Here is a 22,262-nt window from a genome sequence, read left to right as displayed (position 1 = left end):
CAGAATCTTGGAACAATTCTGCACCAGTAGCACGTAATTCGTTAACAGCAATAAAAGCCATGATTAACTCCTAAAACAATTGTTGTGTTTAATAGAAAGTGCAGGCGATTAAGCTTGATAAGTTAATATTGCTTAATCGCTGATGCCGCCATTACAACAGAGCTATTTAGCTCAATATTGACTCAGTATGAAAATTAGTAGTAACCGCCATTAGCAGAACTATAGGACTTAGCTAGGTGTCCAATTGCGTCAATACCATAGGTGATAACGCCAAACTCAAATCCTTTCACAGCCAAGTCTAAAACGCCATTTGTGGTATTAGAATAGTTACCACCATGAACAGAATCATCAAGATTGTTCAATTCGTTGAGGAAGCTTTCAGAATCTTGGAACAATTCTGCACCAGTAGCACGTAATTCGTTAACAGCAATAAAGGCCATGATAGACTCCTAAAAATTTTTGTTTTTAGTAGATTTTGCAGACGTTCAAGCTTTATATCGCTTGTCCGTTGATTCAATTTTTATTTACTTCCTTTATGAAAATCAAGCTTTTAAACTTGATTTACTAGACATAAATTAGTTATATATGTCTCTTTTTGATTCTGATATCTAATTAATTCCATATTGATATGTAGCCGTATATATCTTACGTTAGTAACACAGCACTTTTAATCTAGATGATGTACACTAACCTAGTCTCTTTCTCCTATAAAGGTGTACTGCAAGCAACTGATGAATATATGTATCAAGCATCTTTGATTAGCACTATTTATAAGAATTTAGAACCCTGGGTTATTAAAAAATCCAGGGTTTTCAGCTTTTAGTAAGGATTAAGGAGGGACTATAATCACCTCAAAATATTTGGGATGTTTCTTTTCATGAAAAATCGTGTGTCTCATCTTAATTGAGATAAAACACACGATAATCATGAGTATTAAGTTGTAATTAGCAAATAATTACTATGGGATACCAAGCTGTCCTCGCAAATCTTTAATTTGTAAGTCTAGATTATCCATCCACTGGCCAAGAATTGCATTTGTATCAGGTATTGATTCTGTGGTTGGCTCTTCTGGAGTGGGAGTATTTGAAGTTCTTCTTCTTCCATATCTTCTTTCCAAACCAGCATATATAGTCTTCATTTCCCAAGCAGTGAGTTCATTAATGAATTTGCCTTCATCATTGGGAGAAAGGTCAGAAATTGTGATTTTTACCATTAGCTTGTCTCCTGAAATACAGTCATATTAATTGTTACAGTACCAGGACGTAACTAATTTAAAAAATTAGAATCGCCCCCTTATATTTTGATTTTCTATTCAAGAAAGTCAATCTTTTTTTGTGAGGATTTCAGACACAATTCCAGAATTATTGTCTATAAAAGCATATTTTTTAGAATAGTGAAATTTATTTGTCTTGAGCAAGATAAGAACCCCGATTTCTCGAAGAAATCGGGGTTCTTATTGACTTAATAGTCGTGCTTAGAAGAATATTAATTCTGAGTCTGTGGTTGTGAACTAGGAATGGTTACATCTATTGGTGTTACCTGGGCGGCTAGTTGTGTTAATGGTGGTTCAATAGCAGTTTGATTACCCACTACTAGAGTTACTAAATTTTCTGGCTTGAGGTATTGTTTCGCTACCCGTTGCACATCTGTGGCTGTGGTTGCAGATACAGCTTTTTGATAGCGGAACAGAAAATCAGCCGGATAGCCGTAATATTCGTAGCGCATTAACCGAGATAGGGTTTGAGCAGGGTCTTGGAAGTTGAACACAAAAGAATTTAAGGTAGACTCTTTAGCACGACCTAGTTCTTCTGCTGTCACTGGTTGAGCTTGTATACGCTTGATTTCTCCTTGCAAAGCTTTGACAAACTGTACAGTTGCATCAGAGCGAGTTTGTCCACCAGCAATGAACATTCCAGGGTAGTCAAAGCGGGGACTCCATAAGCCGTATACAGAGTATGCTAGACCTTGACGCGATCGCACTTCATTAAATAACCTACCGCCAAAACCATTTAATACCCCATTCATGACATCCAAGGGTGCATAGTCAGGACTATCAAAGCTACCGCCCAAATGCCCAACTAAAACATTGCTTTGCGTCAACTGCGGCTGATTGACAAAAAATACTCCGCCTGTGTTAGCTGCTGATACCTCTGGTAAGGGCAATTTGACCATTTTGGGGTTACGTTGCCAATCACCCAGTTTAGCTTGAATGAGCGATCGCATTTTTTGGCTGTCAAAATCCCCCACAATTCCCAAAATCATATTATTGGGGTGGAAATAATCCCGATGAAACTGCACCAAATCCTCACGGGTAATCCGATCTATAGTTGCATACTCTGTAATTCGAGCATAGGGGCTTTCTTTCCCATAGATCAATTTGCGAAATTCCCGGCTGGCTATATCGCTAGGATTATCATTACGCCGAGCAATACCACCCTTAGCTTGTGTCTTGGCTAAATCTAGCTTTTCTTGAGCAAATACTGGCTCTCTTAGCACCTCAGCAAATAGCCCAAATACCGTTTCTACATCGTCACTGAGTGTTTCAAAACTGGCACTACCAGCAGCTTCACTAATACTAGTTTCTACCGCCGCCGCCCGTTGTTCCAACATTTCATTTAACTGATCTGGGGAATGCTTTTTAGTTCCGCCAGTCCGCATTACATTACCCGTAAAACCAGCCAGTCCGACTTTATCTCCTCCTTCCCAACGGCTACCAGTCCGTACCAACGCCGTACCACTCACTAAGGGTAGTTCTCGATCCTCCATAAGATACACAACTAAGCCATTTCGCAGCACAAACCGCTCATACTTGGGTAACTTAATTTCTGGTATCGGTGTAAACTCTAACTCTGTGTAGTGCTTGGCTGCTGCTGTCGCCACTGGAGAAAAGTTAAAAGTCACCAGTAAAAAAGCACAAGCAACTAACAACGCATAAATCAGTCGCTTACCATTTTGAATTTTCCTGGACATCCGCTTTTAAACCCTCACCTTATACTTTTAAATTTTGAATTGTCTAAGCTGGCTTTGATAACAGCTTGCCAATTGTCCGATTTTCTGGTGTAAATGTGTCCTTAGCTACTCGCTGAATATCAGCAGGAGTCACCGCCACAATCTCCTCTAACTGCTTAAACAGATTCCGCCAAGAGCCTGTCTTGATCTCATATTCCAAAAGTTGCTGTGCCATGCCCATGTTCGAGTTGAGGCTGCGGAGCAAACCCGCCCGTGCTTGAGTTTTCACCCGTTCCAATTCTGCAACGGCTACAGGTTGGGTTTGCAATTTATCAATTTCTTGGCGTAAAGCTGTTGCCACTTCATCAACGGTGTGACCCGGAGCTGTGAGAGCATAGAATAGCATCAGGTTGGGGTACTTATCACCAGGAAAGCCACTAAAACCTTGAGCATTTAAGGCTACGCGTTTTTGTTCTACCAATGACTTATACAACCGTGATGTCCGTCCATTACTTAATAAGCTAGCAATGAGTTCATAAACTGCATTATCTGGATGGGTAGTAGCCGGACGGTGATAGCCTTCTAAATACCAAGGTTGGGAAGGTAACTCTAGAGTAACTTCCCGTGTTTGGGTTTGCTTTGGCTCTACAGGAATGGTTGATTGGGCTTTGGGTTTAGACTTATAGCGTCCAAAATAAGTCTGTGCTAGTTTTTTGACCTGATCCGGGTTTACATCTCCCACAACAGCAATTGTGATATTGCTAGGGACATAATAAGTGTCAAAAAAACTCTGGACATCTTTTGGTGTGAGGTTACGAATATCTTCGTCATAACCAATCACTGGCCGTCTGTAAGGATGGACTTTGAAAGCCGTATCAATAAACTTTTCCACCATCATGCCGATAGGTGAATTGTCCACCCGCATCCGTCGCTCTTCTAAAATTACATCTTTTTCTTTATAAAACTCCCGCCGAATCACAGGCTCAAGAAATCGATCTGATTCCAGTGACATCCACAGTTCTAATTTATTAGATGGAAAGCTGTAAAAATAGCGAGTTGCTTCGGCTGAAGTAGTAGCATTTAAACCTACACCGCCTGCTTGCTCGACGATTTGCCCTAACTCATTTTGCTTGACTAACTTAGCTGCTTGTGATTCTAATTGCTTAAAATTCCCTTGTAATCTAGCAACTTCATCTTGTTTACCATTAGTTTTGGCGGCTCTAATTTGATTATCCAACTGCTCTAAACGCTCTAATAGAGGTTTTTCGGCTTGGTAGTCTTGTGTTCCAATGCGGGTAGTCCCTTTAAATGCCAAATGCTCCAGAAAGTGGGCTACACCAGTTTTGCCATCTGGCTCATCCACACCTCCTACATCTGCGTAGGTGAGAAAGGAAACCACTGGTGCTTGATGGCGTTCTAAAACAATGAACTTCATCCCATTACTCAAGCGGAACTCCGTCAGCTGCTTGATTACCCGATCTAAATAGGGTTGAATCGAACTTTTAGCAGTAGGCCTTTTGCTCCGTTGCAGCGTAGTTTCGGGAGGAGTGACAGTTTGGGTTTGTGCTAAAGCTGTCTGTGGTACTAGCCCCCACCAAGCAACTATCAGTACCAGTAATGTTGTTAAAAGTCGGCGGGTTAAATCCCTGCTCCAAAAAGCGGGAATGTATGATTGACCTTTTGTAGCTGGGACGTGTGAGCAACTGAAATGATTCATAAGCGAGGAGTAAAATAAATTTTCACTACTTAGGTGATAGGTAAATTAGCAATAGGAGCGTTAATCTTGTATTAAGCTTTCTGTGCTTTTTGTACCTGACGTTAGACAATAATGCTACAAACCATGTTCCGGAGATTTTACATTAACTATTATGCGAGTTTTTAATTCTCCTCCACCCTCAGAAGCACAGACACGCTCCCGAATTTTACAGGCAGCACTCAAATTATTTGCTGCTCAGGGATTTGATGGTACTACCACGCGTGACTTAGCACAAGCAGCAGGTGTGGCTGAAGGAACTTTATTTCGGCATTTTTCTCATAAAAAAGCTATTTTAGTGGAAGTTGCAACGGCTGGCTGGGTAGAGATTCTCACGGATTTACTGACAGAATTAAGTGAAATGGGCAGCTATAAAGCTGTAGCACAGGTGATGCGCCGCCGGATGTGGAATTTACAAAAAAATGCAGATTTGATGCGCGTTTGCTTTATGGAAGTGCAGTTTCATCCAGATTTACGCGATCGCATTCAAATAGAAGTGATCAACAAAATGACTGATGTTGCTGAAGCCTTCTTCCAAACTGCTATGGATAAAGGTATTTATCGCCAAATGGATGCCAATCTAGTAGCGAAAGTCTTCTTAGGAATGTTTGCGATCGCCGGTTTCTCCAACAACACCCTGATGCAACCCGATGCTTCCCCCCAACAAATGCAACAAATGGCAGAAGGTTTGGCGGATATCTTCCTGAATGGCGTATTGGTAAAGGATTAAGTTGCACCGAAAAAACAATCCTATAGACCATGAAATATTGCGTTTTCTAGCTCAACATAAACCATACACTGATAAAAAATCTTATGTGAGGCTGTTTTATGTCTGAAATTAATTACCAACAGCCAATTAGTACGGTAGCCACTCTGATGGAGATGTACATCACGGGTGAGCGCGATTTTAGCCGGGCTGAACTAGGTAATGCCAATTTACAAGGTGTTGACTTGAAAGGATCAGACCTGAGTTACGCTGATTTGAATGCAGCGAATCTCAAAGGCGCGAATCTTAGAGGTACTGATTTAAGCTTTGCTGATTTAAGCTTTGCTGATTTACAAGATGCCGATCTCAGAGGTGCAATGTTGATGTCGGCCAATCTCCGCCAAGCCAACCTCCAAGGGGCAAAGTTACAAAAGGCCGATTGCGATCGCACCACTAATTTTCCCCCAAATTTTGACCCCGTAAAAGCTGGCTTACAAATCAAAGATTAATTCATCTGTCAGGGTTGGCAATAGGTAATTGGTCTTTTCTCTTACCCATTACCTATTACCAAATACAGCCATTATCTAGCAAATAATCACGTGTTATTACATCTCTTAATCTAAACCCAATCTAAAGTAATATTTGATACACAAAGCCACTTTTAATACCCTTAAATTAGCAATAGTGGCTGTTAGTAGTTCCTTTGCAGAGGGAAAACGTGTAATTATTACTAAGTAGCTGACATATTAAACTAATAGAGTTAACTAGGTGTTGATTCACCACTTACTAAAACAAGCAAAACAGTGTCATCATTGCCTCACAGTAGTAATTACTGTATGCTTAGGCATGAGTGTAATTCTGGACACAAGCGATCGCGCTCAGGCAGAAATTATTGAAGACAAAACGTTACCAAATAATTCCACGGTTACGTTCTCTCGTAATACTTTTTTGATTGAAGGTGGAACTGAAGTAGGTAAAAATCTCTTCCACAGCTTTTCCCATTTTTCTCTACCTACAAATAACACAGCTTATTTTGATCATCAGCCGCACATTCAAAATATCTTCAGCCGTGTCACAGGTGGAGAAATATCGAATATTAATGGCATCATCCAAGCCAATAATAGAGCCAATTTATTTATTATCAACCCCAACGGCATCATTTTTGGAGCTAATGCGCAGTTAAAGATTGGTGGTTCTTTTTTTGCAACTACCGCCAACAGTATCAATTTTGCCGATGGTGAAAGGTTTAGTGCTAATCCAGAAGAAAGTACACCTTTACTCACTGTTAAGACTCCGATTGGCTTGCAAATTGGTGCAAATATAGGAAAATTTTCAGATCAACAAGAAATTTTAAATACCCCTATTAGCTTGGGGTTTGGAGTCAATCCCGGCAGTATTTATGTGCAAGGAGAATCTGGCTTGAATCCTACTTTACTGCAAGTAGAAGCCAGTCAAACTTTAGCTTTGCTTGGTGGCGATGTTTTTGTCGAAAATGCAAATATTAGTCCCCTAAAATCTGGCGGCAGAGTAGAAATCGGCAGTGTGGCGACAGCCGGTTTGGTGGGTGTAAAATCTACAGAATTAGGCTTTATCTTAGACTTTGATGCTACCCCAAATTTTGGCAATATTCAAATATCTTCAAATACTAATATTGAAAACTTGATAGACATCAATATTACAGGTAGAAATATTACCATTAATAATGGATTTTTAAGCGCAGATAATGACCTCACCTTTAATGCTACAGAGACTATTGAAGTATTAAATAACAGTTCTATTTTTTCTGCTGGCTTAGGCAGATTTCCCGGCAATCTCACCATCAATACGCAAAATTTATTAGTTAGAGATGGTGCTTATATAGGAGTAGATAAAGGCAATCTGATCATCAACGCATCAGATACGATGCAAGTGACAAGTAACCTAGATTCTACCTCCCAGCGTACTAGCCGGATATTTGCTAATGCTTCAGAAGACATAACAAATTCGGCCGGCAACCTGACAATTAATACTCGAAATCTATCTGTGCAGAATGGGGCGCAAATCCTGACTAATTCTTCTGGTAGTGCTGTTCCTACTTTAATGAGTATTTTGAACAATGTAGAAACAGTCAAAAAAGGTAATTTAACTGTCAATGCTTCCGAATCTGTGACCTTATCAGGTAGTTCATTAAATGAGATCCATCCTAGCGGTTTATTTACTAGAACTTTTGAAGGAAAAGATAGCAGTTCACTAACAATTAACACGAAATTTTTGTTAATTGAAGACGGCGCACAGGTAATAGCAGTAAATTCTAGTGCCGATAAAATTGGTAATTTGATTGTTAATGCCACAGATAAAATAGAGCTTGTTGGCACTTCTCGGACTGGTAAAATTCCTACTGATGCACAGAATAATTTCTTAATAGATGAGCCAATACTTGATACTTCACTAATATTTTTGTCATCTGTTCAAGGCTTGAGAATCCAAGACACTCTCCCTAGTGGTTTGTTTACTAACGCTACCGCAGGAGGAGATGCAGGGGATATTAATATCAATACCCGTGAATTGTTAACACGAGATGGTGGACAAATTAGTGCTAACACTTTTGATAAAGGACGGGGTGGCGATTTAACTGTTAAAGCTACTGAACAGGTACAACTTTTGGGTGCTTCTGCTAGTGGAATTCCTAGCGGCTTATTTACAAGAGTCAATCCTAAAGCGACGGGAGAAGCCGGTACTTTGACAATTTTGACTGGTAATTTACTAGTACAAAATGGGGCGCAAGTTAGTGCAAGTACCTTTGGAATAGGTCAAGGGGGAAATTTAAATGTGCAGGCGACTGAAGGAATAAAACTCATTGGTGTGTCGCGTCAAAATGTTGCCAGTGGTTTGTTTACTCAAGCTAATTTTGGTAGCAGAGGCGATGCAGGAGAACTAATAGTTAACACCTCTACTTTGCTAGTCCGGGATGGGGCGCAAGTCAGTGCTAGCACCTTTGCTTCAGGTAAGGGGGGAAATTTGACTGTCCTAGCAACTGAAGGGATAGAACTAATTGGCACTTCTGGGAATGGTGATTTATTCCCCAGTGGTTTATTTGCTGTTGCAGCCGCAGGTTCAATTGGGGATGCTGGCTACTTGAGAGTTGATACTCCTAGTTTGCAGGTGCGAAATGGGGCGCAAGTTGCTGCTAGCACTAGCGGTCAAGGACAAGCTGGGAATTTAACAATTAATGTGAAAGAGAAATTGCAATTAATTGGGGCTGCTGTGAATGGGGCATTTCCTAGTGGTTTATTTGCAACTGCAACTCTAAACTCTACAGGCGATGCGGGTAACTTGACAATTAACACCGATTTATTGCAAGTATCCCAGGGTGCAGGAATAGCAGTGCGGAATAGAGGTTTAGGTAGTGCGGGTAACTTGTTTGTCAATGCTCGTTCTATTAATTTAGATAATCAAGCTTTTATCAGTGCTGATACTCGTGGTGTTAGTAACAACTCCAACCAGTCACAAGCTAATATCACCTTACGTTCGCAAGATTTAATTTTGTTGCGTGGTAACAGTAGCATCACTACCAACGCCATTGGTAGTAACGTGATTGGGGGCAATGTTGATATTGATACCAAGTTGTTAGCTGCCTTTGAGAATAGTGATATTAGTGCTAATTCGGCTGATTTTCGCGGTGGTCGTGTCACAGTTACGGCTCAAGGTATTGCTGGTACACAATTTCGCAACTCTTTGACTCCAGAAAGTGATATTACGGCGACTGGTGCAACTCCAGAGTTAAGCGGAACGGTGGAAATCACCAGTCCAGAAGTAGACCCCAGTCGAGGCTTAACGGAACTACCATCAAATCTGACTGATGTGTCGAATCAAATCGCCCAAAAATGCCGCGCTAATGAGGCTATAGCCAAACAGCCAAATGAATTTTTGGTTACAGGTAAGGGCGGGATACCAATAAATCCCTATGGAACACTCCAAAGTGAATCCGCGATCGCTAATTGGATTGATGTGAATAATATCAGTAATGTCGCCAAAAATGGCACTAATTCCTCAAAAATTGCTAATTCCCCTGAGACTCCTATTGTTGAAGCCCAAGCTTTAGTATTTGATACTCATGGTAATTTAGTGTTGACCGCAGAAGTTCCCAACTCAACATCCCAAAATCTAGCTCTCACACACCCAGTTTGTGCTAGTTAAAATAGCGATCGCATTTCGCATCGGTGCAGAACCGTGCGGAGGGAGAGGTTGATCGAACTCTGGTATCTGAATTAGTTATATTTTCTCATCAAACGGAGGTAAATTATTTGGGTCAATACCTTGCGATCGCAAATAAGCCATTAGTCGTTCTTTTTGCTGCTGTTCCTGTTCAATCTTTTCCACAGCCCAAGGTAACAAACGGCCATCTTTATCCCACCAGCGTAACCAATAACCAGTATGAGCTTCTTTTGTTCCTTGCCATGTTCCTAAATATAAACCCATTGCATCCACCCAATGACGACCATTCTCATCGGGTAGCTTTAATTCATACCGGTCACGTTCGAGTTGGTGGTATTCCAATAATCCCCCATCTGGGTCAAAAATTATATAGATGGGAACTTGCAATATTTGTTCATAAAAAAACCATCTTCCTGGCGGATAAGTGCGTTTAACTGAATATTCTCCTCCATCATTATCAGAGAGAAATTCCATCACAATTAACGGAATTTCACCTTCTAAAATCGGGGTATAACTTTTGCGATTACTGATAATTTCATTTACCTGGGGAACATACACCCAGTCTGGTGCTTTAATAATAAATTGTCCGTTGACGGTTGCACACAGTCCAAAGTTTGAAGCTATCAACATTTGTGGTTGGATGAAGCCACTGATTTCTAAGCTTTCACGCAAAGCACCAGCCAATATTGGCTGACCTGTATTCTCCACCGGTTCATCCTCTAGTTGAAAATCTTTGGGTAAGGCTTCCCAAGTTATTACCAGTTGAGCTTGGGGGTTGGTTGCGCTGAGTTGGGTTACCATAAACACAGCATAAATTTAAGTTTATTCTTTAATTTTATCAACAAAATCTCGACTTATTTGAGAATTTTTTCAGTCCGAACGAATGGAAGTCGCGGCTATAGCAACTAAGTCCGGATGGTGCATTTTGATGAATTTTAATGTAGTTAAAGAAATTGCAACTCAAACTGTTAACTCACCAATAGACTCTAACCTAGAGTTACTTTTTTCTGCTAAAAAAGAAATGTTAATCGCCACAAATGAAATACTTTTGCATGAGGAAAATCTGGTAGTTATAGTTTGCGAGCTAAGATTAACGAATAGGATTATGCACTGTGACTAATTTTGTGCCATCAGGAAATGTTGCTTCTACCTGAACTTCATGCACCATTTCTGGCACACCTTCCATCACATCATCTTTTGTTAATAAAGTTGTGCCATAACTCATCAATTCTGCTACTGTATGTCCATCTCGCGCACCTTCTAAAATCGCAGCCGAAATATAAGCCACGGCTTCAGGATAATTTAGTTTTAAGCCTCTGTTTTTACGTCTTTCTGCTACTAAGGCGGCAGTAAAAATTAATAGTTTATCTTTTTCTTGTGGCGTAAGTTGCATTGTTATAGCAAACAAAAAAAGTATACATTCTCCGAATAGAGTAACTTATTGCAACTGTTGATATCAAGACTTTAATTCTAGGCTGACTAATGAGAAATGATAATTACAATTGCCATACTCTTGGTATGCAGCTACTGCGATCGCCAAAATCAACTCGTAGCATTTGCCACACAGCCGTAAACCATCTTCTCACCTCAGACGTGGAAGCACCACGATATCGACACAAACATCCATTTTCTAGACGGGTAACACCTATGAGAGAGTGCTGAGTTATATTAGCGGTAGCGCGGCGTTTAGCCGGTGCTGAGTCATGAGTAAATACGGAACGTGCTTTGTCAATGGTTTGTGTTGAAACTGTACTACCTAAGTAAATGAAGCTACCTGTTATTGGCTGTCCTGATAAGCCGTGGGGACTGTGGAAAACCTCTTCGCTACCCGGTAGGTATTGGCGATCAATCCACAAGGGAACACCTTGCTGCCAAATTTCGGTATGCGATCGCCATTCGCCTTGCAAAAATTTCTCTCCTCTAGCACTGCGACCAAATCGAGTAATTTCCCAGCCTAATAAACTAGCTCCGGTTGCTAATTCTACCCGTAAATCTTGGCGATAAATTGCCCCGTTAAATAAAATTGTTTCTTGCGGTAGCCATTCTAAACAAGCACCCGCATCTACTTGTATATCTATAGTTTGTTTAGCCTGTAACCCATTGCTGCGATATATCTTCCCGGCGGCGGCGGTGGTGATTAAGGCTTGGGTATTTGGTTGCAGGTGGATATTAGTAGATAAGCGATCGCCTCCCACGACTCCCCCAGCCGTATGTAAAATGACGCTATGACAGACTTTTTCCCCTTCTGGGTAAAAGGGACGTTGCACTTTTAGCGGTGCTTGCTGGTGGTTGTAAATTAACTCAGTTTTACCCAGGCGATCGGCATACACTAAGTTAAGTTTGCCATGCCAGCCTTTTTCATGATCTAAATTAGCAGGCATTAATATAAAGTAAGAGAATTTGGCCAGGAAAAAAATGACTACACTAGTCAATTCCATCACCTTAGAAGCATTCTTGCAACTCCCAGAAACCAAACCTGCCTCTGAATATATCAACGGAAAAATTACTCAAAAACCTATGCCCCAAGGAGAACATAGCCGCCTTCAAGGTAAACTCGTGTCCACTATTAATGGAGTGGCTGAACCTCAAAAAACTGCCCTAGCTTTCCCCGAACTACGGTGTATTTTTGGTGGTGTTGCGATCGTTCCTGATATTGCCGTATTTCGCTGGGAACGCATTCCCCGTGAAGAATCTGGGAGAATTACTAACAGATTTGAAACTTATCCCGACTGGGTAATAGAAATCCTATCCCCAGATCAAACCCAAGCTAAAGTTCTTCGTAAACTGCTGCACTGTTCTCAAAATGGCACAGAACTAGGCTGGTTAATTTTTCCAGAGGACGCCAGCATTTTAACCATTTTCCCAAACCAACAAGTTGAAATGCTCACAGGTACAGATCCACTACCCATTCTCAGCAATATCGACCTCGCCCTAACTGTTGAGGAAGTTTTTAGCTGGTTAACCCTCTAAACAAGTGTAGGGGGTAAATTCAATGACCAATGCCAAAAAAATATGGGATGCAAAGCAGCATCCCCCCATCTTTTGCAATATTATTGACGATACTTAACCAAATCTGCCACTAACGTAATCTCTGGTGTCTTCTTGCTTGGGGTTGTTGAAAATCACTTCTGTCGCGTCATATTCTACTAAGTAGCCGATACGACCTCCCTTATCTGTAGAACTGACATTGAAAAAGGCTGTCTTGTCGGAAACCCGTGCGGCTTGTTGCATATTGTGAGTCACAATCACAATGGTATATTGCTCTTTCAATTCATGTATGAGTTCTTCAACCCGCAAGGTAGAGATGGGGTCTAAAGCTGAACAAGGTTCATCCATGAGGATAATTTCTGGTTGTACTGCGATCGCTCGTGCAATACACAATCTTTGTTGTTGTCCACCAGATAAAGATGAGCCACTTTGACGCAGTTTATCTTTTACTTCGTCCCATAATGCCGCCTGACGCAAGCTTCTCTCTACCAACTCATCCATATTACCTTTGTAGCCATTGATTTTCGCGCCAAAAGCAATATTGTCATAAATTGATTTGGGGAATGGGTTCGGTCTTTGAAATACCATTCCAATCCGGCGGCGTACTTCTACAGGGTCGATATCGGGCGCATAGAGGTTTTTCTCGTAGTAAAATACTTTACCTTCTGCCCGAAATGATTCAATCAGGTCATTGAGACGGTTGTAGCATCGCAGTAAGGTACTTTTTCCACAACCAGAAGGGCCAATAAAGGCTGTAACTTGATTTTTGGGGATGTCTAGCCAAATATTCTGCAAAGCCAGAAATTTGCCATAGTAGACATTCAGGTTCTCCGTTCTTAAAACGGTTTCTGTACTATTCACTGTACTAACGTTAGTAGCCATAAATGTTTTTGTGTACGTTTTAGGGAAAGCAAAGCAATATGTCCAAAGCTAGGGAAAAATCTTCTCTAAGCTTTCTGGCGAGTTGCCCAGCGAGCGAGAATACTTGTAAGCAACACCATCAACACCAAAATCAAAGATGCAGCCCAGGCTAGGGATTGCCAGTTTTTGAAGGGAGAAATCGCAAAGTTATAAACCAAAACAGCCAAGGAAGCCGTAGGTTTGAAGAGGCTATCAGGCCAAAATGGCGAGAATAAGGCGGTAAATAATAAAGGCGCAGTTTCTCCAGATGCCCTTGCGATCGCCAATGTAGTTCCAGTTACAATAGCTGGTAAGGCAGCAGGTAATACAACTTGTGTTACTGTCTGAAAATTAGTAGCCCCTAACCCTACTGACGCTTGTCGTAAGTCTTGCGATACTAACTGTAAGGCTTCGTCGGCGGTTCTCACGATAATTGGCAACATCAATATTGAGAGTGCAAATCCCCCACCAATTGCCGAATATGAGCCGAGATTGAGTTTTACTAAGCCTAAAACCACAATACCGTAGGCAAATACGCCAGCAATAATGGAAGGAACACCACTGAGAATGTTAGTAGCAAAACGTATCCATCTAGCGGTATTAGCGGAGCTAAATTCTGTTAAATAAATTGCCGCAATCACCCCAACGGGAATACTAATTAATCCCCCAATACCTACCATTAATAGTGTTCCTAAGATTGCATTACCAAAACCTCCTCCATCCCTCAGAGGTGCTGGTGGTAGTTCAGTAAATACACTTATACTTAAGCTACTAAATCCTTGAATTACGACATAAGAAAGTACTGCTAACAAAGGCAAAAGTGCCAATGCTCCACAAATAAATGCCACTACCGTCATTGCGGTATTAAACATTGTCCGGGGAGATGTGGAGGCGCGATTTAAGCTCCTTTCTGGAAAATGAGCGGTCATATTTTAACTTACCATTAAGCTATATTCGCTTGACTCGAGTCACCACAAATTCAGCCAAAATATTGACTAAAAATGTTAAAACAAACAAAACTAAAGCAGCATACATTAAGGCTGACACTTGCAAACCACTAGCTTCTGAAAACTGATTGGCTAGCAGCGATGAAATAGTATTGGCTGGTGCTAAAAGTGAGATGTTGACATTATTAGAATTGCCAATCAACATGGTGACAGCCATTGTTTCTCCCATTGCGCGGCCTAGTGCCAACATGACGGCACTGACAATGCCAGAAAACGCAGAAGGGATGAGAATTTGCATAATCGTTTCCCAGCGTGTTGCTCCCAATCCCAAAGATGCTTGACGCAAACTAGGGGGTACAGAAATTAAGGCATCACGAGAGATGGCGGTGATAATTGGCAAAGTCATAATTGCGAGAATCACCCCTGCCGGTAACATTCCTGGCCCAGTAGGAGGGGTGCTAAAAATCGGCAGCCAACCTAAAGTGCTGTAGAGCCATTTGCCCAAGTTAGTTAAAATCGGCACTAAGACGAAAATGCCCCAAACACCGTAGACCACGCTGGGAATAGCTGCCAGCAGTTCTACTAAAAATACTAGGACAGTTTTTACTTTACCTGGGAGAAAATCTTCACTTAATAAAACAGCAGTACCAACACCAATAGGTATTGCTAGCAGTAAACCCAGAAAAGAACTAACTAACGTGCCATAAATTTGAGGCAACACCCCATAATTGTCATTTACTGGATTCCAAGTGCTATTAGCTAAAAAGCCAGCACCAAATTCTTTGATAGCTGGCCAAGCTGCAATCGTGACTTGCAAAGCAATCCATAATAAAGTACCAGCGATCGCTAGCGCAAAAATACGAGTCAGCCAAATAAAGCCCCGATCCAAAGACTGTTCTACTTCAGAGCGATTTTTAATTGCTGCCGGCAGATTCTGGGAGTTTGTAGCCATGAGGACTGACTGTAAAGAGTAAATCAGAGACAAGTGTGAGAAGCAAGTAGATGAACGCACCAAAACCTGAAATAAGTTTAGATAAGTCAGGTTTTCTGCTGTTTAATGGCTGTCGAGCCAGAAATCATTGAATTAACTAGTCCAAAATTAGCTGTAGCGGAGTTTATCCCTTCGCTACTGAAATGCTGATGACTATTTGCTAGCACTGGTATTGCTACCAACGGCAATTTTATAATCTGGGCTGATTTGGTCAGCAGCAGCAGCCACTTTCTGAATTACATTTGCAGGTAAAGGAACATACCCTAATTCGGGAGCTATTTTTTGACCTTCTGTTAAGCCATACTCAATCATGGCCTCTATGGCTTTCGCTTTCGCGACATCAGGATATTTTTTGTACACCATAATCCATGAGTAAGTGACCACGGGGTATGATTCAGCACCTTCTGGATCTGTAATAAAAGCCCGTAAGTTTTCTGGAAGAGTTACTGCTTCTAGGGTTTTAGACGCGGATGCTTCTGTGGGAACCACGAATGTGCCACTCTTGTTTTCTAAAGCTGCAAACTTGAGGTTATTTTGTTTCGCGTAGCCATACTCAACATAACCAATTGAACCTTGAGTTTGTTGGATTTGGGCGGTGACACCTTCATTACCTTTAGCACCTAGTCCCACTGGCCAGTTGACAGTTTTGCCGTCACCTACTTTGCTTTTCCACTCTGGACTAATTGTGCTGAGGTGTTGAGTAAATACCCCTGTAGTCCCACTACCATCAGAACGATACACAACTGTAATTGGCTGATCGGGAAGCTTGACATCTGGGTTAGCAGAGGCAATCTTAGGATCGTTCCAGTTCTTGATGTTACCTAGGAGAATATCTATATAAACAGCCCGTGGTAGCTTGATTTCAGGATTTCCAGGTAAGTTGTAAGCCAGAACAATACTACCAGCTGTCATAGGTAGTAAAAGCACTCCTTTATCTGCTGGCACTTTCTGGATTTCGTCATCCTTCATTGCCACATCGCTGGCCCCAAAGTCTACAGTACCTTTGATAAATTGCTCAACTCCAGCACCGCTACCTACTGACTGATAGTTGACTTGCAAATTGGGATACTTTTTATTTAAATCAGTAAACCAACTTTGATATATGGGTGCGGGAAAAGATGCACCAGCACCAGTTAATGAGACATTACCACCAAGATCCAATTTAGCAGGGCTAGAAGCTGCCGCATCTTTAGCAGTCCCAGAGGAAGCATCATTGGTTGCATTGTTGTCTGAGGCTTGCTGTCCACCACAAGCAGCTAAACTGGCTGTTAGTGCTAATACGGAGACAATAGCCGGAATACGGTTAATTTTTTTTGTCTGTAGACGTGAAAGCATAGCTGTCAGTTTTGGGTAAATTTCCACATGGGCGACTCTAAACTACCCTTTATAGGTGGGTTTCAAGGTTAAGCTTTGGTTAATAAAAGCAAAAAAAATATTTTTTCAGACTAAGCGGCTAAGATTTTGGACTTAATAACCAGATAAAATTTATACCAGTTAAGGGATTGTGTCTGTTAAATGTTCCTGCTCAACATATATGATCTACATTCATAAAAGTCTATGAGTCAATTCTATTAAGAATTTGTGGTGAAAGAAGCATTTGTCAACTGAAAAAATAACTCTGCCAAGCAAAAGCTGATGAAGTTGCGATGACCCCCGGTCGAACAAAGACCATCTCTAGCTTCTCTCCGTTCCCTGCGTTAGCATTGCGTATCCGTAGGATTCACCCCAAAGGATACACGGAGTGTGTCGGAAACGGAGGCTGCGCCAAGAGCTACGCTGGGCGGAACGCGATCGCCAATTTTGCTTTCACCCCTATGTCAACTAAAAATATGTATTTATACTTAAATTCCACAAAATTTTTATCCTATGAGGAGTAGTAATGCAGAGAACATAGAGGATAGTTTAGGTGTAGCCCTATCTAGGCATCACTGCATAACAATTCTCAAAAACATAACATAGTTTAGTAAAGCTTGTAGTTATTGATAAACCAGCTAATCAGCACGGATAAAAACCAGAACTATGGTTAATTATTTTACCATGATATCGAAGCAAAGAGAATCAGAAAACATCTAGATCAAAATGCAGAAAGATATAGACTTCGACACACAATATGCTACCGATTGAGGGTGTTAGCACGAGTCTCAGTTACGTAATTAATGCCTATACTGGTTGCTGTTGGTTTTTCCTTTGTCCTAATTATCAATGTTTGCCGCTTCCAATCAATTACTATGGTCTATGATTGGCTTACTCTTGACAATAGGTGGTACTTTTTTAGAAGCCTATAGTATCACCTCACCTTGGAGTTGGAGTCAGCATGGAATTCAAACTGTTTCTTTAGGCGTCACCTATCAAATTGGTGCGGTGCTGTTAATAGGTTGCCTAGGAGGACAAAATGCTGGTGCGTTGTCACAAATTGCTTACTTAGTTATGGGTTTAACTCTGCATCCTGTATTTGATGGAGGTGGCGGCGTTGGCTACATTAAGCTATCTCAGTTTGGCTATCTACTAGGATTTATTCCTGCCGCATGGATTTGTGGCTTTGTGGCGTTTCAAGCTAGACCCAAGCTGGAAACGCTAACATTTAGCTGTATTTGTGGCTTGTTAACTATCCATATTTGCGGAATTATTTATTTAATCATTAGTTATGCTTTTCAGGGGCAAGGTATAGACAGTCCACTATTAACACAAGCCATTCTCAGATATTCTTGGTTTGTAATACCCAGCCAGCTAGGTGTAGTCTGTGCCGTTACCGTCATAGCATATGTGTTGCGACACTTAATGTTTTATTAGTCATGACGTTACTAGAGGTTAGAGTCTAGTATTTTGTTACTCCCTATTCCCCAATCCCGAATCCCAAGTCCCTACCTATTTTCATGCGTTTAAAAAATCACCTTTTCTTGATCGTTGCCTTTGTAGCAGTTATTTTAGACCAACTGACAAAATACTGGGTGGTAGAAGCATCTTCGTTTTGGCCGTTAGAAACTATCATCGACTCCAAAACAGGGATTCCATACGATAGAAATACGCTACCACTCCTACAAGGCATATTTCATTTCACCTACGTCAAAAACGATGGTGCAGCCTTTAGTATATTTAGCGGACAGGTAGATTTTTTACGCTGGCTATCTTTGGGAGTGAGTTTAATCTTAATAGGGATAGCATTGTTTGGCCCTGTGTTAAATCGTTGGGATCAGCTGGGATATGGTTTTATCTTGGGTGGTGCTGTGGGTAATGGTATTGATAGGTTTGCTTTAGGCTATGTAGTTGATTTTCTCGATTTTCGATTGATTAACTTTGCTGTCTTTAATGTGGCAGATTCATTCATTAGCATAGGTATTGTTTGCTTATTGATGGCTTCTTTGCGGAAAACACCTACTTCTAGTCGTAGATTTCCTTAACTAAGTTGTAGCAATTTGTTAAGAAAGAAAAGGACAAGGGTCAAATCCCTTGTCCTTTTCTTTTTAAGTAACTATTAATTTAAATTAGATGCACTACTTACTAATTACCAGTGGAGGGAATTGTGGGTAAACCAGAATCTGGAAGTTTGTTTGGAGAGATGCTTTCTGGTGCTGGAGTTGTACTTTCAGGAGTGGTGGACTCAGGTACAGTTAGGCTTCCTGGTGCTGGAGTTGTACTTTCAGGAGTGGTGGACTCAGGTACTGTTAGACTTCCTGGTGCTGGAGTTGTACTTTCAGGAGTGGTGGACTCAGGTACTGTTAGGCTTCCTGGTGCTGGAGTTGTACTTTCAGGAGTAGTGGACTCAGGTACTGTTAGGCTTTCTGGTGCTGGAGTTGTGTCTTCAGTAGGTTGGGTTTCTACTGGGGTACTATCAGCATTAGGTGTGACAGATTGATTACCTGCACAACGGGAATTGAGAGGGAAACGCTTACACAGAATTTCAAATCCTTCTGGTGATAATTTAATTTCCGTTGATGAACTGGTGGATGAGCTACTAGATTGAGCGATAGGGGATTTATTGGATTGAGCAACAGCAACATTAGCTGTGATTGCTAAAGTCAGGACTGTACCAATCAGGGACAGAGATTTTCCCATAATTCTGAACTTAACCTCAACGGAAATGGAACACTCGCACCATTAAAACAGACAATAGATTTTTAGAAAATATTCCTAAATGAAGATGTTTGCTTTTGTTGTAATGTATGTGGATATGTAAAAGTAGTGAAAATTCAATCATTAATTTATTGATAGTAAGTTTTAATTAATACAAAAGTAAAAGTGTTCCTTCTGGTTATGCAACAAATTAACATTAGCTAAAATCAGCATTGTAGACTAGAAGTGGAAAATTGTATCTGTATTAACCAGTACCCCAACCAACAAAGTAATTTTACTGAATAGCTAGTCTATTGATGTAAGATTGAATCGGCAAGAATTCCGTATAGCCAATTAATTTTTTGGCTTAGGAGTAAAATGGTGTAAAACCAATTATAGAGACTGCCATTCGCCCGATTCTTCACTCTTCACCGTGATGTAAACAGCCGATGAACTCTCCCCAACCTCCTCACAAATCACAAACTTTACTTGGTCAACTGACTCAAGCAGTACATACGATTCAAGCTAGGGTTGATTTTTCTAAACTGGCGCTCAAGCCTAATGCCAAAGTACCAGAACTCTGGGTGCAGGATGCAGGGGCAGATAAAGCGGAGGTTTATCCACTGTTAGGCGATCGCTATATACTGGGTCGCAGTTCCAAATCCTCTGATATAGTCATTCGCAACCCAGTTGTCAGCCAAATTCACTTGTCGTTATCACGGGATTCTTCCCAGCGTACCCCAGTTTTTACTATCAAAGATGAAAACTCCACCAATGGCATTTATCGCGGTAAACGGCGAGTTAACACTTTAGAACTACGTCATGGCGATATTCTCACCCTAGGCCCACCAGAACTAGCAGCTTCAGTACGATTGCAATATGTCGATCCGCCACCTTTCTACGTGAAAGCAGCTACTTGGACAGGTTATGGGATTGCTGGCGTAAGTGCCTTGTTAGGATTGGTAATTGGGGTTGAATCGTTCAAATTTAAAGTTAGACCTTTACCAACAGCTACCCGCGCTCCTATAGTAGTTTACGCCCGTGATGGTAGCACCCCATTACGTGAACCCCGGAATGTGGCTCACGTAGACATGAAGCGTCTAGAAGACTTTGGCCGTTATTTACCTGCGGCGGTAGTAGCCTCTGAAGATAGCCGCTATAACTGGCATATTGGGGTTGACCCCTTGGGCATTTTACGGGCTGTGTTGATTAATAGCCGCAGTGGAGATGTGCAGCAAGGAGCTAGCACCATCACCCAGCAGGTGTCCCGGAGTTTATTTCGTGATTATGTCGGCGCACAAGATTCCTTGGGGCGTAAAATTAGGGAGGCCATTGTTTCCCTGAAGTTAGAAGCCTTTTACAGCAAAGATGACATTTTGCTGACTTACTTGAATCGGGTGTTTTTAGGGGCAAATACCTCTGGTTTTGAGGATGCTGGTAAGTATTACTTTGAGAAGTCAGCTAAAGACTTGTCTCTAGCGGAAGCCGCAACATTGGTAGGAATTTTACCTGCTCCCAATGCTTTTAATTTTTGTGGAGATGGCCCTAGGAAACTCGACGCTGCTGATTATCGCAATCGTGTAATTAAGCGGATGTTAGAGATGGGCAAAATCAGCCAAGAGGAAGCTAACAGAGCGAGAAGATCAACGGTGCAAGTTAGTCCTAAAGTATGTGAGCAGCAGGCTAAAACTATAGCTCCTTATTTTTATGACTATGTTTTTCAGGAACTAGAAAACATATTAGGTGAAGGTGCAGCCAGAGAAGGAAATTACATTATCGAAACCCAGCTAGACCCCAGAATTCAAGAGCAAGCCGAAATATCTCTACAAAATTCAGTCAGTACCGCCGGCTCGGCTTTTCGGTTTTCTCAAGGGGGAATGGTGACACTGGACTCCAGAACAGGTAGTATTCTGGCAATGGTTGGCGGGACTGATTATCGTCAAAGTCAGTTCAATCGCGCTGTGCAAGCTAAAAGACAGCCAGGTTCTACCTTTAAAATTTTTGCTTACACCCAGGCACTTGTACAAGGCATACCCACCTCTAGAACTTATTCCTGCGCCTCTTTACCCTGGCAAGGGTTTACTTATAAGCCGTGTCGTGCTGGTGCAGGCGTGAATTTAGATGTTGCCACAGGATTAGCACTTTCAGAAAACCCTATTGCTTTGCGGATAGGTAGGGAAGTGGGATTAGATAAAGTGGTGGCGATGGCAAAACGTTTGGGTGTAAAGTCATCACTTGATCCTGTACCTGGTTTGATATTGGGTCAAAGTGTAGTCAACGTTTTAGAAATGACTGGTGCGTTTAGTGCGATTAGTAATCGTGGCGTGTGGAATCCTCCCCATGCCATCAGTAGAATTTTAGATAGTAGTGATTGTAAAGATCGCAATGATTTGAAAACCTGTCGTGTCATCTATTCTTTTGACCAAGACCGAAATGCCAATCAGCGAGTCTTATCACCCGCCGTAGCTGATCAGATGACTAATTTGATGCAACAGGTAATTACACGGGGTACTGGGCGCAGTGCTGCCATTGGACTAGGGGAAGCAGGCAAAACTGGTACAACCGATAAGAACGTTGATTTATGGTTTATTGGCTTTATCCCTAGTCGCCGACTAGCGACAGGTATTTGGTTAGGCAACGACAATAATTCCCCCACCAATGGTAGCAGCGCACAGGCTGCTCAGTTGTGGGGTAATTATATGAGGAGAATTACAAGATAAATTCGTAATTCGTAATTCGTAGTTCACTCTTGATGTGAATGAAAAACGTCTCTTATCCCACGAT

General features: G+C 41.4%; 19 protein-coding genes. 7 read left to right on the top strand and 12 right to left on the bottom strand.

The window, feature by feature from the left end; genetic code table 11:
* Positions 1-194 precede the first annotated feature (194 nt).
* The 4 genes from ACM0OR_RS09915 to ACM0OR_RS09900 form a co-directional block, all read right to left on the bottom strand.
* Positions 195-440 carry a hypothetical protein gene (locus ACM0OR_RS09915; protein WP_414576089.1) on the bottom strand — a complete coding sequence of 82 codons (246 nt, stop codon included), beginning with the start codon at positions 438-440 and terminating at the stop codon, positions 195-197.
* Between the two features lie 518 nt (positions 441-958).
* A complete protein-coding gene (locus ACM0OR_RS09910) occupies positions 959-1,213 on the bottom strand; it encodes a hypothetical protein (RefSeq protein ID WP_190701671.1) in 255 nt (84 codons plus the stop codon).
* 272 nt (positions 1,214-1,485) lie between these two features.
* Entirely contained in the window at positions 1,486-2,970 is a 1,485-nt protein-coding gene (locus ACM0OR_RS09905) for a M16 family metallopeptidase (RefSeq protein WP_414576088.1), read from the bottom strand.
* A gap of 43 nt (positions 2,971-3,013) precedes the next feature.
* Positions 3,014-4,666, bottom strand: a complete 1,653-nt coding sequence (locus ACM0OR_RS09900; protein WP_414576087.1) for a M16 family metallopeptidase — start codon at positions 4,664-4,666, stop codon at positions 3,014-3,016.
* Positions 4,667-4,817: 151 nt separating this feature from the next.
* Here ACM0OR_RS09900 and ACM0OR_RS09895 point away from each other — a divergent pair, with 151 nt between their 5' ends.
* The 3 genes from ACM0OR_RS09895 (at position 4,818) to ACM0OR_RS09885 (ending at position 9,584) form a co-directional block, all read left to right on the top strand.
* Entirely contained in the window at positions 4,818-5,432 is a 615-nt protein-coding gene (locus ACM0OR_RS09895) for a TetR/AcrR family transcriptional regulator (protein ID WP_414576086.1), read from the top strand.
* Between the two features lie 98 nt (positions 5,433-5,530).
* Positions 5,531-5,917, top strand: a complete 387-nt coding sequence (locus ACM0OR_RS09890; RefSeq protein ID WP_414576085.1) for a pentapeptide repeat-containing protein — start codon at positions 5,531-5,533, stop codon at positions 5,915-5,917.
* Positions 5,918-6,254: 337 nt separating this feature from the next.
* Positions 6,255-9,584 carry a filamentous hemagglutinin N-terminal domain-containing protein gene (locus ACM0OR_RS09885; protein WP_414576084.1) on the top strand — a complete coding sequence of 1,110 codons (3,330 nt, stop codon included), beginning with the start codon at positions 6,255-6,257 and terminating at the stop codon, positions 9,582-9,584.
* A gap of 75 nt (positions 9,585-9,659) precedes the next feature.
* Here ACM0OR_RS09885 and ACM0OR_RS09880 read toward each other — a convergent pair whose 3' ends face one another.
* The 3 genes from ACM0OR_RS09880 to ACM0OR_RS09870 all read right to left on the bottom strand — a co-directional run bounded on the left by ACM0OR_RS09880 (position 9,660) and on the right by ACM0OR_RS09870 (position 11,983).
* Complete coding sequence (locus ACM0OR_RS09880; protein ID WP_414576083.1) at positions 9,660-10,403, bottom strand: Uma2 family endonuclease; 744 nt, start codon at positions 10,401-10,403, stop codon at positions 9,660-9,662.
* Between the two features lie 289 nt (positions 10,404-10,692).
* Positions 10,693-10,995 carry an urease subunit gamma gene (ureA, locus tag ACM0OR_RS09875; RefSeq protein ID WP_414576082.1) on the bottom strand — a complete coding sequence of 101 codons (303 nt, stop codon included), beginning with the start codon at positions 10,993-10,995 and terminating at the stop codon, positions 10,693-10,695.
* A gap of 103 nt (positions 10,996-11,098) precedes the next feature.
* Entirely contained in the window at positions 11,099-11,983 is an 885-nt protein-coding gene (locus ACM0OR_RS09870) for an urease accessory protein UreD (RefSeq protein ID WP_414576081.1), read from the bottom strand.
* A 34-nt stretch (positions 11,984-12,017) separates the two neighbouring features.
* On the opposite strand from ACM0OR_RS09870, the gene ACM0OR_RS09865 reads away from it, so the two are divergent.
* Complete coding sequence (locus ACM0OR_RS09865) at positions 12,018-12,572, top strand: Uma2 family endonuclease (RefSeq protein ID WP_414576080.1); 555 nt, start codon at positions 12,018-12,020, stop codon at positions 12,570-12,572.
* Between the two features lie 93 nt (positions 12,573-12,665).
* Here the strand turns inward: ACM0OR_RS09865 and pstB are convergent, their stop codons facing one another.
* The 4 genes from pstB to pstS all read right to left on the bottom strand — a co-directional run bounded on the left by pstB (position 12,666) and on the right by pstS (position 16,763).
* Positions 12,666-13,472 carry a phosphate ABC transporter ATP-binding protein PstB gene (gene pstB, locus ACM0OR_RS09860; protein ID WP_414576079.1) on the bottom strand — a complete coding sequence of 269 codons (807 nt, stop codon included), beginning with the start codon at positions 13,470-13,472 and terminating at the stop codon, positions 12,666-12,668.
* 65 nt (positions 13,473-13,537) lie between these two features.
* Complete coding sequence (gene pstA / locus ACM0OR_RS09855) at positions 13,538-14,419, bottom strand: phosphate ABC transporter permease PstA (RefSeq protein WP_414576078.1); 882 nt, start codon at positions 14,417-14,419, stop codon at positions 13,538-13,540.
* A gap of 19 nt (positions 14,420-14,438) precedes the next feature.
* On the bottom strand, positions 14,439-15,389 hold the full coding sequence (gene pstC / locus ACM0OR_RS09850) for a phosphate ABC transporter permease subunit PstC (protein ID WP_414576077.1): 951 nt from the start codon (positions 15,387-15,389) through the stop codon (positions 14,439-14,441).
* Positions 15,390-15,581: 192 nt separating this feature from the next.
* A complete protein-coding gene (gene pstS, locus ACM0OR_RS09845) occupies positions 15,582-16,763 on the bottom strand; it encodes a phosphate ABC transporter substrate-binding protein PstS (RefSeq protein ID WP_414576076.1) in 1,182 nt (393 codons plus the stop codon).
* Between the two features lie 867 nt (positions 16,764-17,630).
* Here pstS and ACM0OR_RS09840 point away from each other — a divergent pair.
* Both ACM0OR_RS09840 and lspA read left to right on the top strand, forming a co-directional pair.
* On the top strand, positions 17,631-18,218 hold the full coding sequence (locus ACM0OR_RS09840) for a biotin transporter BioY (RefSeq protein WP_323266637.1): 588 nt from the start codon (positions 17,631-17,633) through the stop codon (positions 18,216-18,218).
* Positions 18,219-18,301: 83 nt separating this feature from the next.
* Positions 18,302-18,826 (top strand): signal peptidase II, encoded by a 525-nt coding sequence (gene lspA, locus ACM0OR_RS09835; RefSeq protein ID WP_323266636.1) that lies wholly within the window; start codon positions 18,302-18,304, stop codon positions 18,824-18,826.
* Between the two features lie 100 nt (positions 18,827-18,926).
* On the opposite strand, the gene ACM0OR_RS09830 is transcribed toward lspA, so the two are convergent.
* Complete coding sequence (locus tag ACM0OR_RS09830; RefSeq protein ID WP_414576075.1) at positions 18,927-19,481, bottom strand: hypothetical protein; 555 nt, start codon at positions 19,479-19,481, stop codon at positions 18,927-18,929.
* Between the two features lie 446 nt (positions 19,482-19,927).
* On the opposite strand from ACM0OR_RS09830, the gene ACM0OR_RS09825 reads away from it, so the two are divergent.
* Complete coding sequence (locus tag ACM0OR_RS09825) at positions 19,928-22,198, top strand: transglycosylase domain-containing protein (RefSeq protein ID WP_323266635.1); 2,271 nt, start codon at positions 19,928-19,930, stop codon at positions 22,196-22,198.
* Positions 22,199-22,262: the final 64 nt, after the last annotated feature.

Origin of the sequence: Anabaena sp. CCY 9402-a, assembly GCF_963920945.1 — a bacterium.
Taxonomy (GTDB): Bacteria; Cyanobacteriota; Cyanobacteriia; order Cyanobacteriales; family Nostocaceae; genus Trichormus; species Trichormus minutissimus.
The sequence above is the reverse complement of the archived record's forward strand: the minus strand, read 5'-3'. Positions and strand labels throughout refer to the sequence as shown.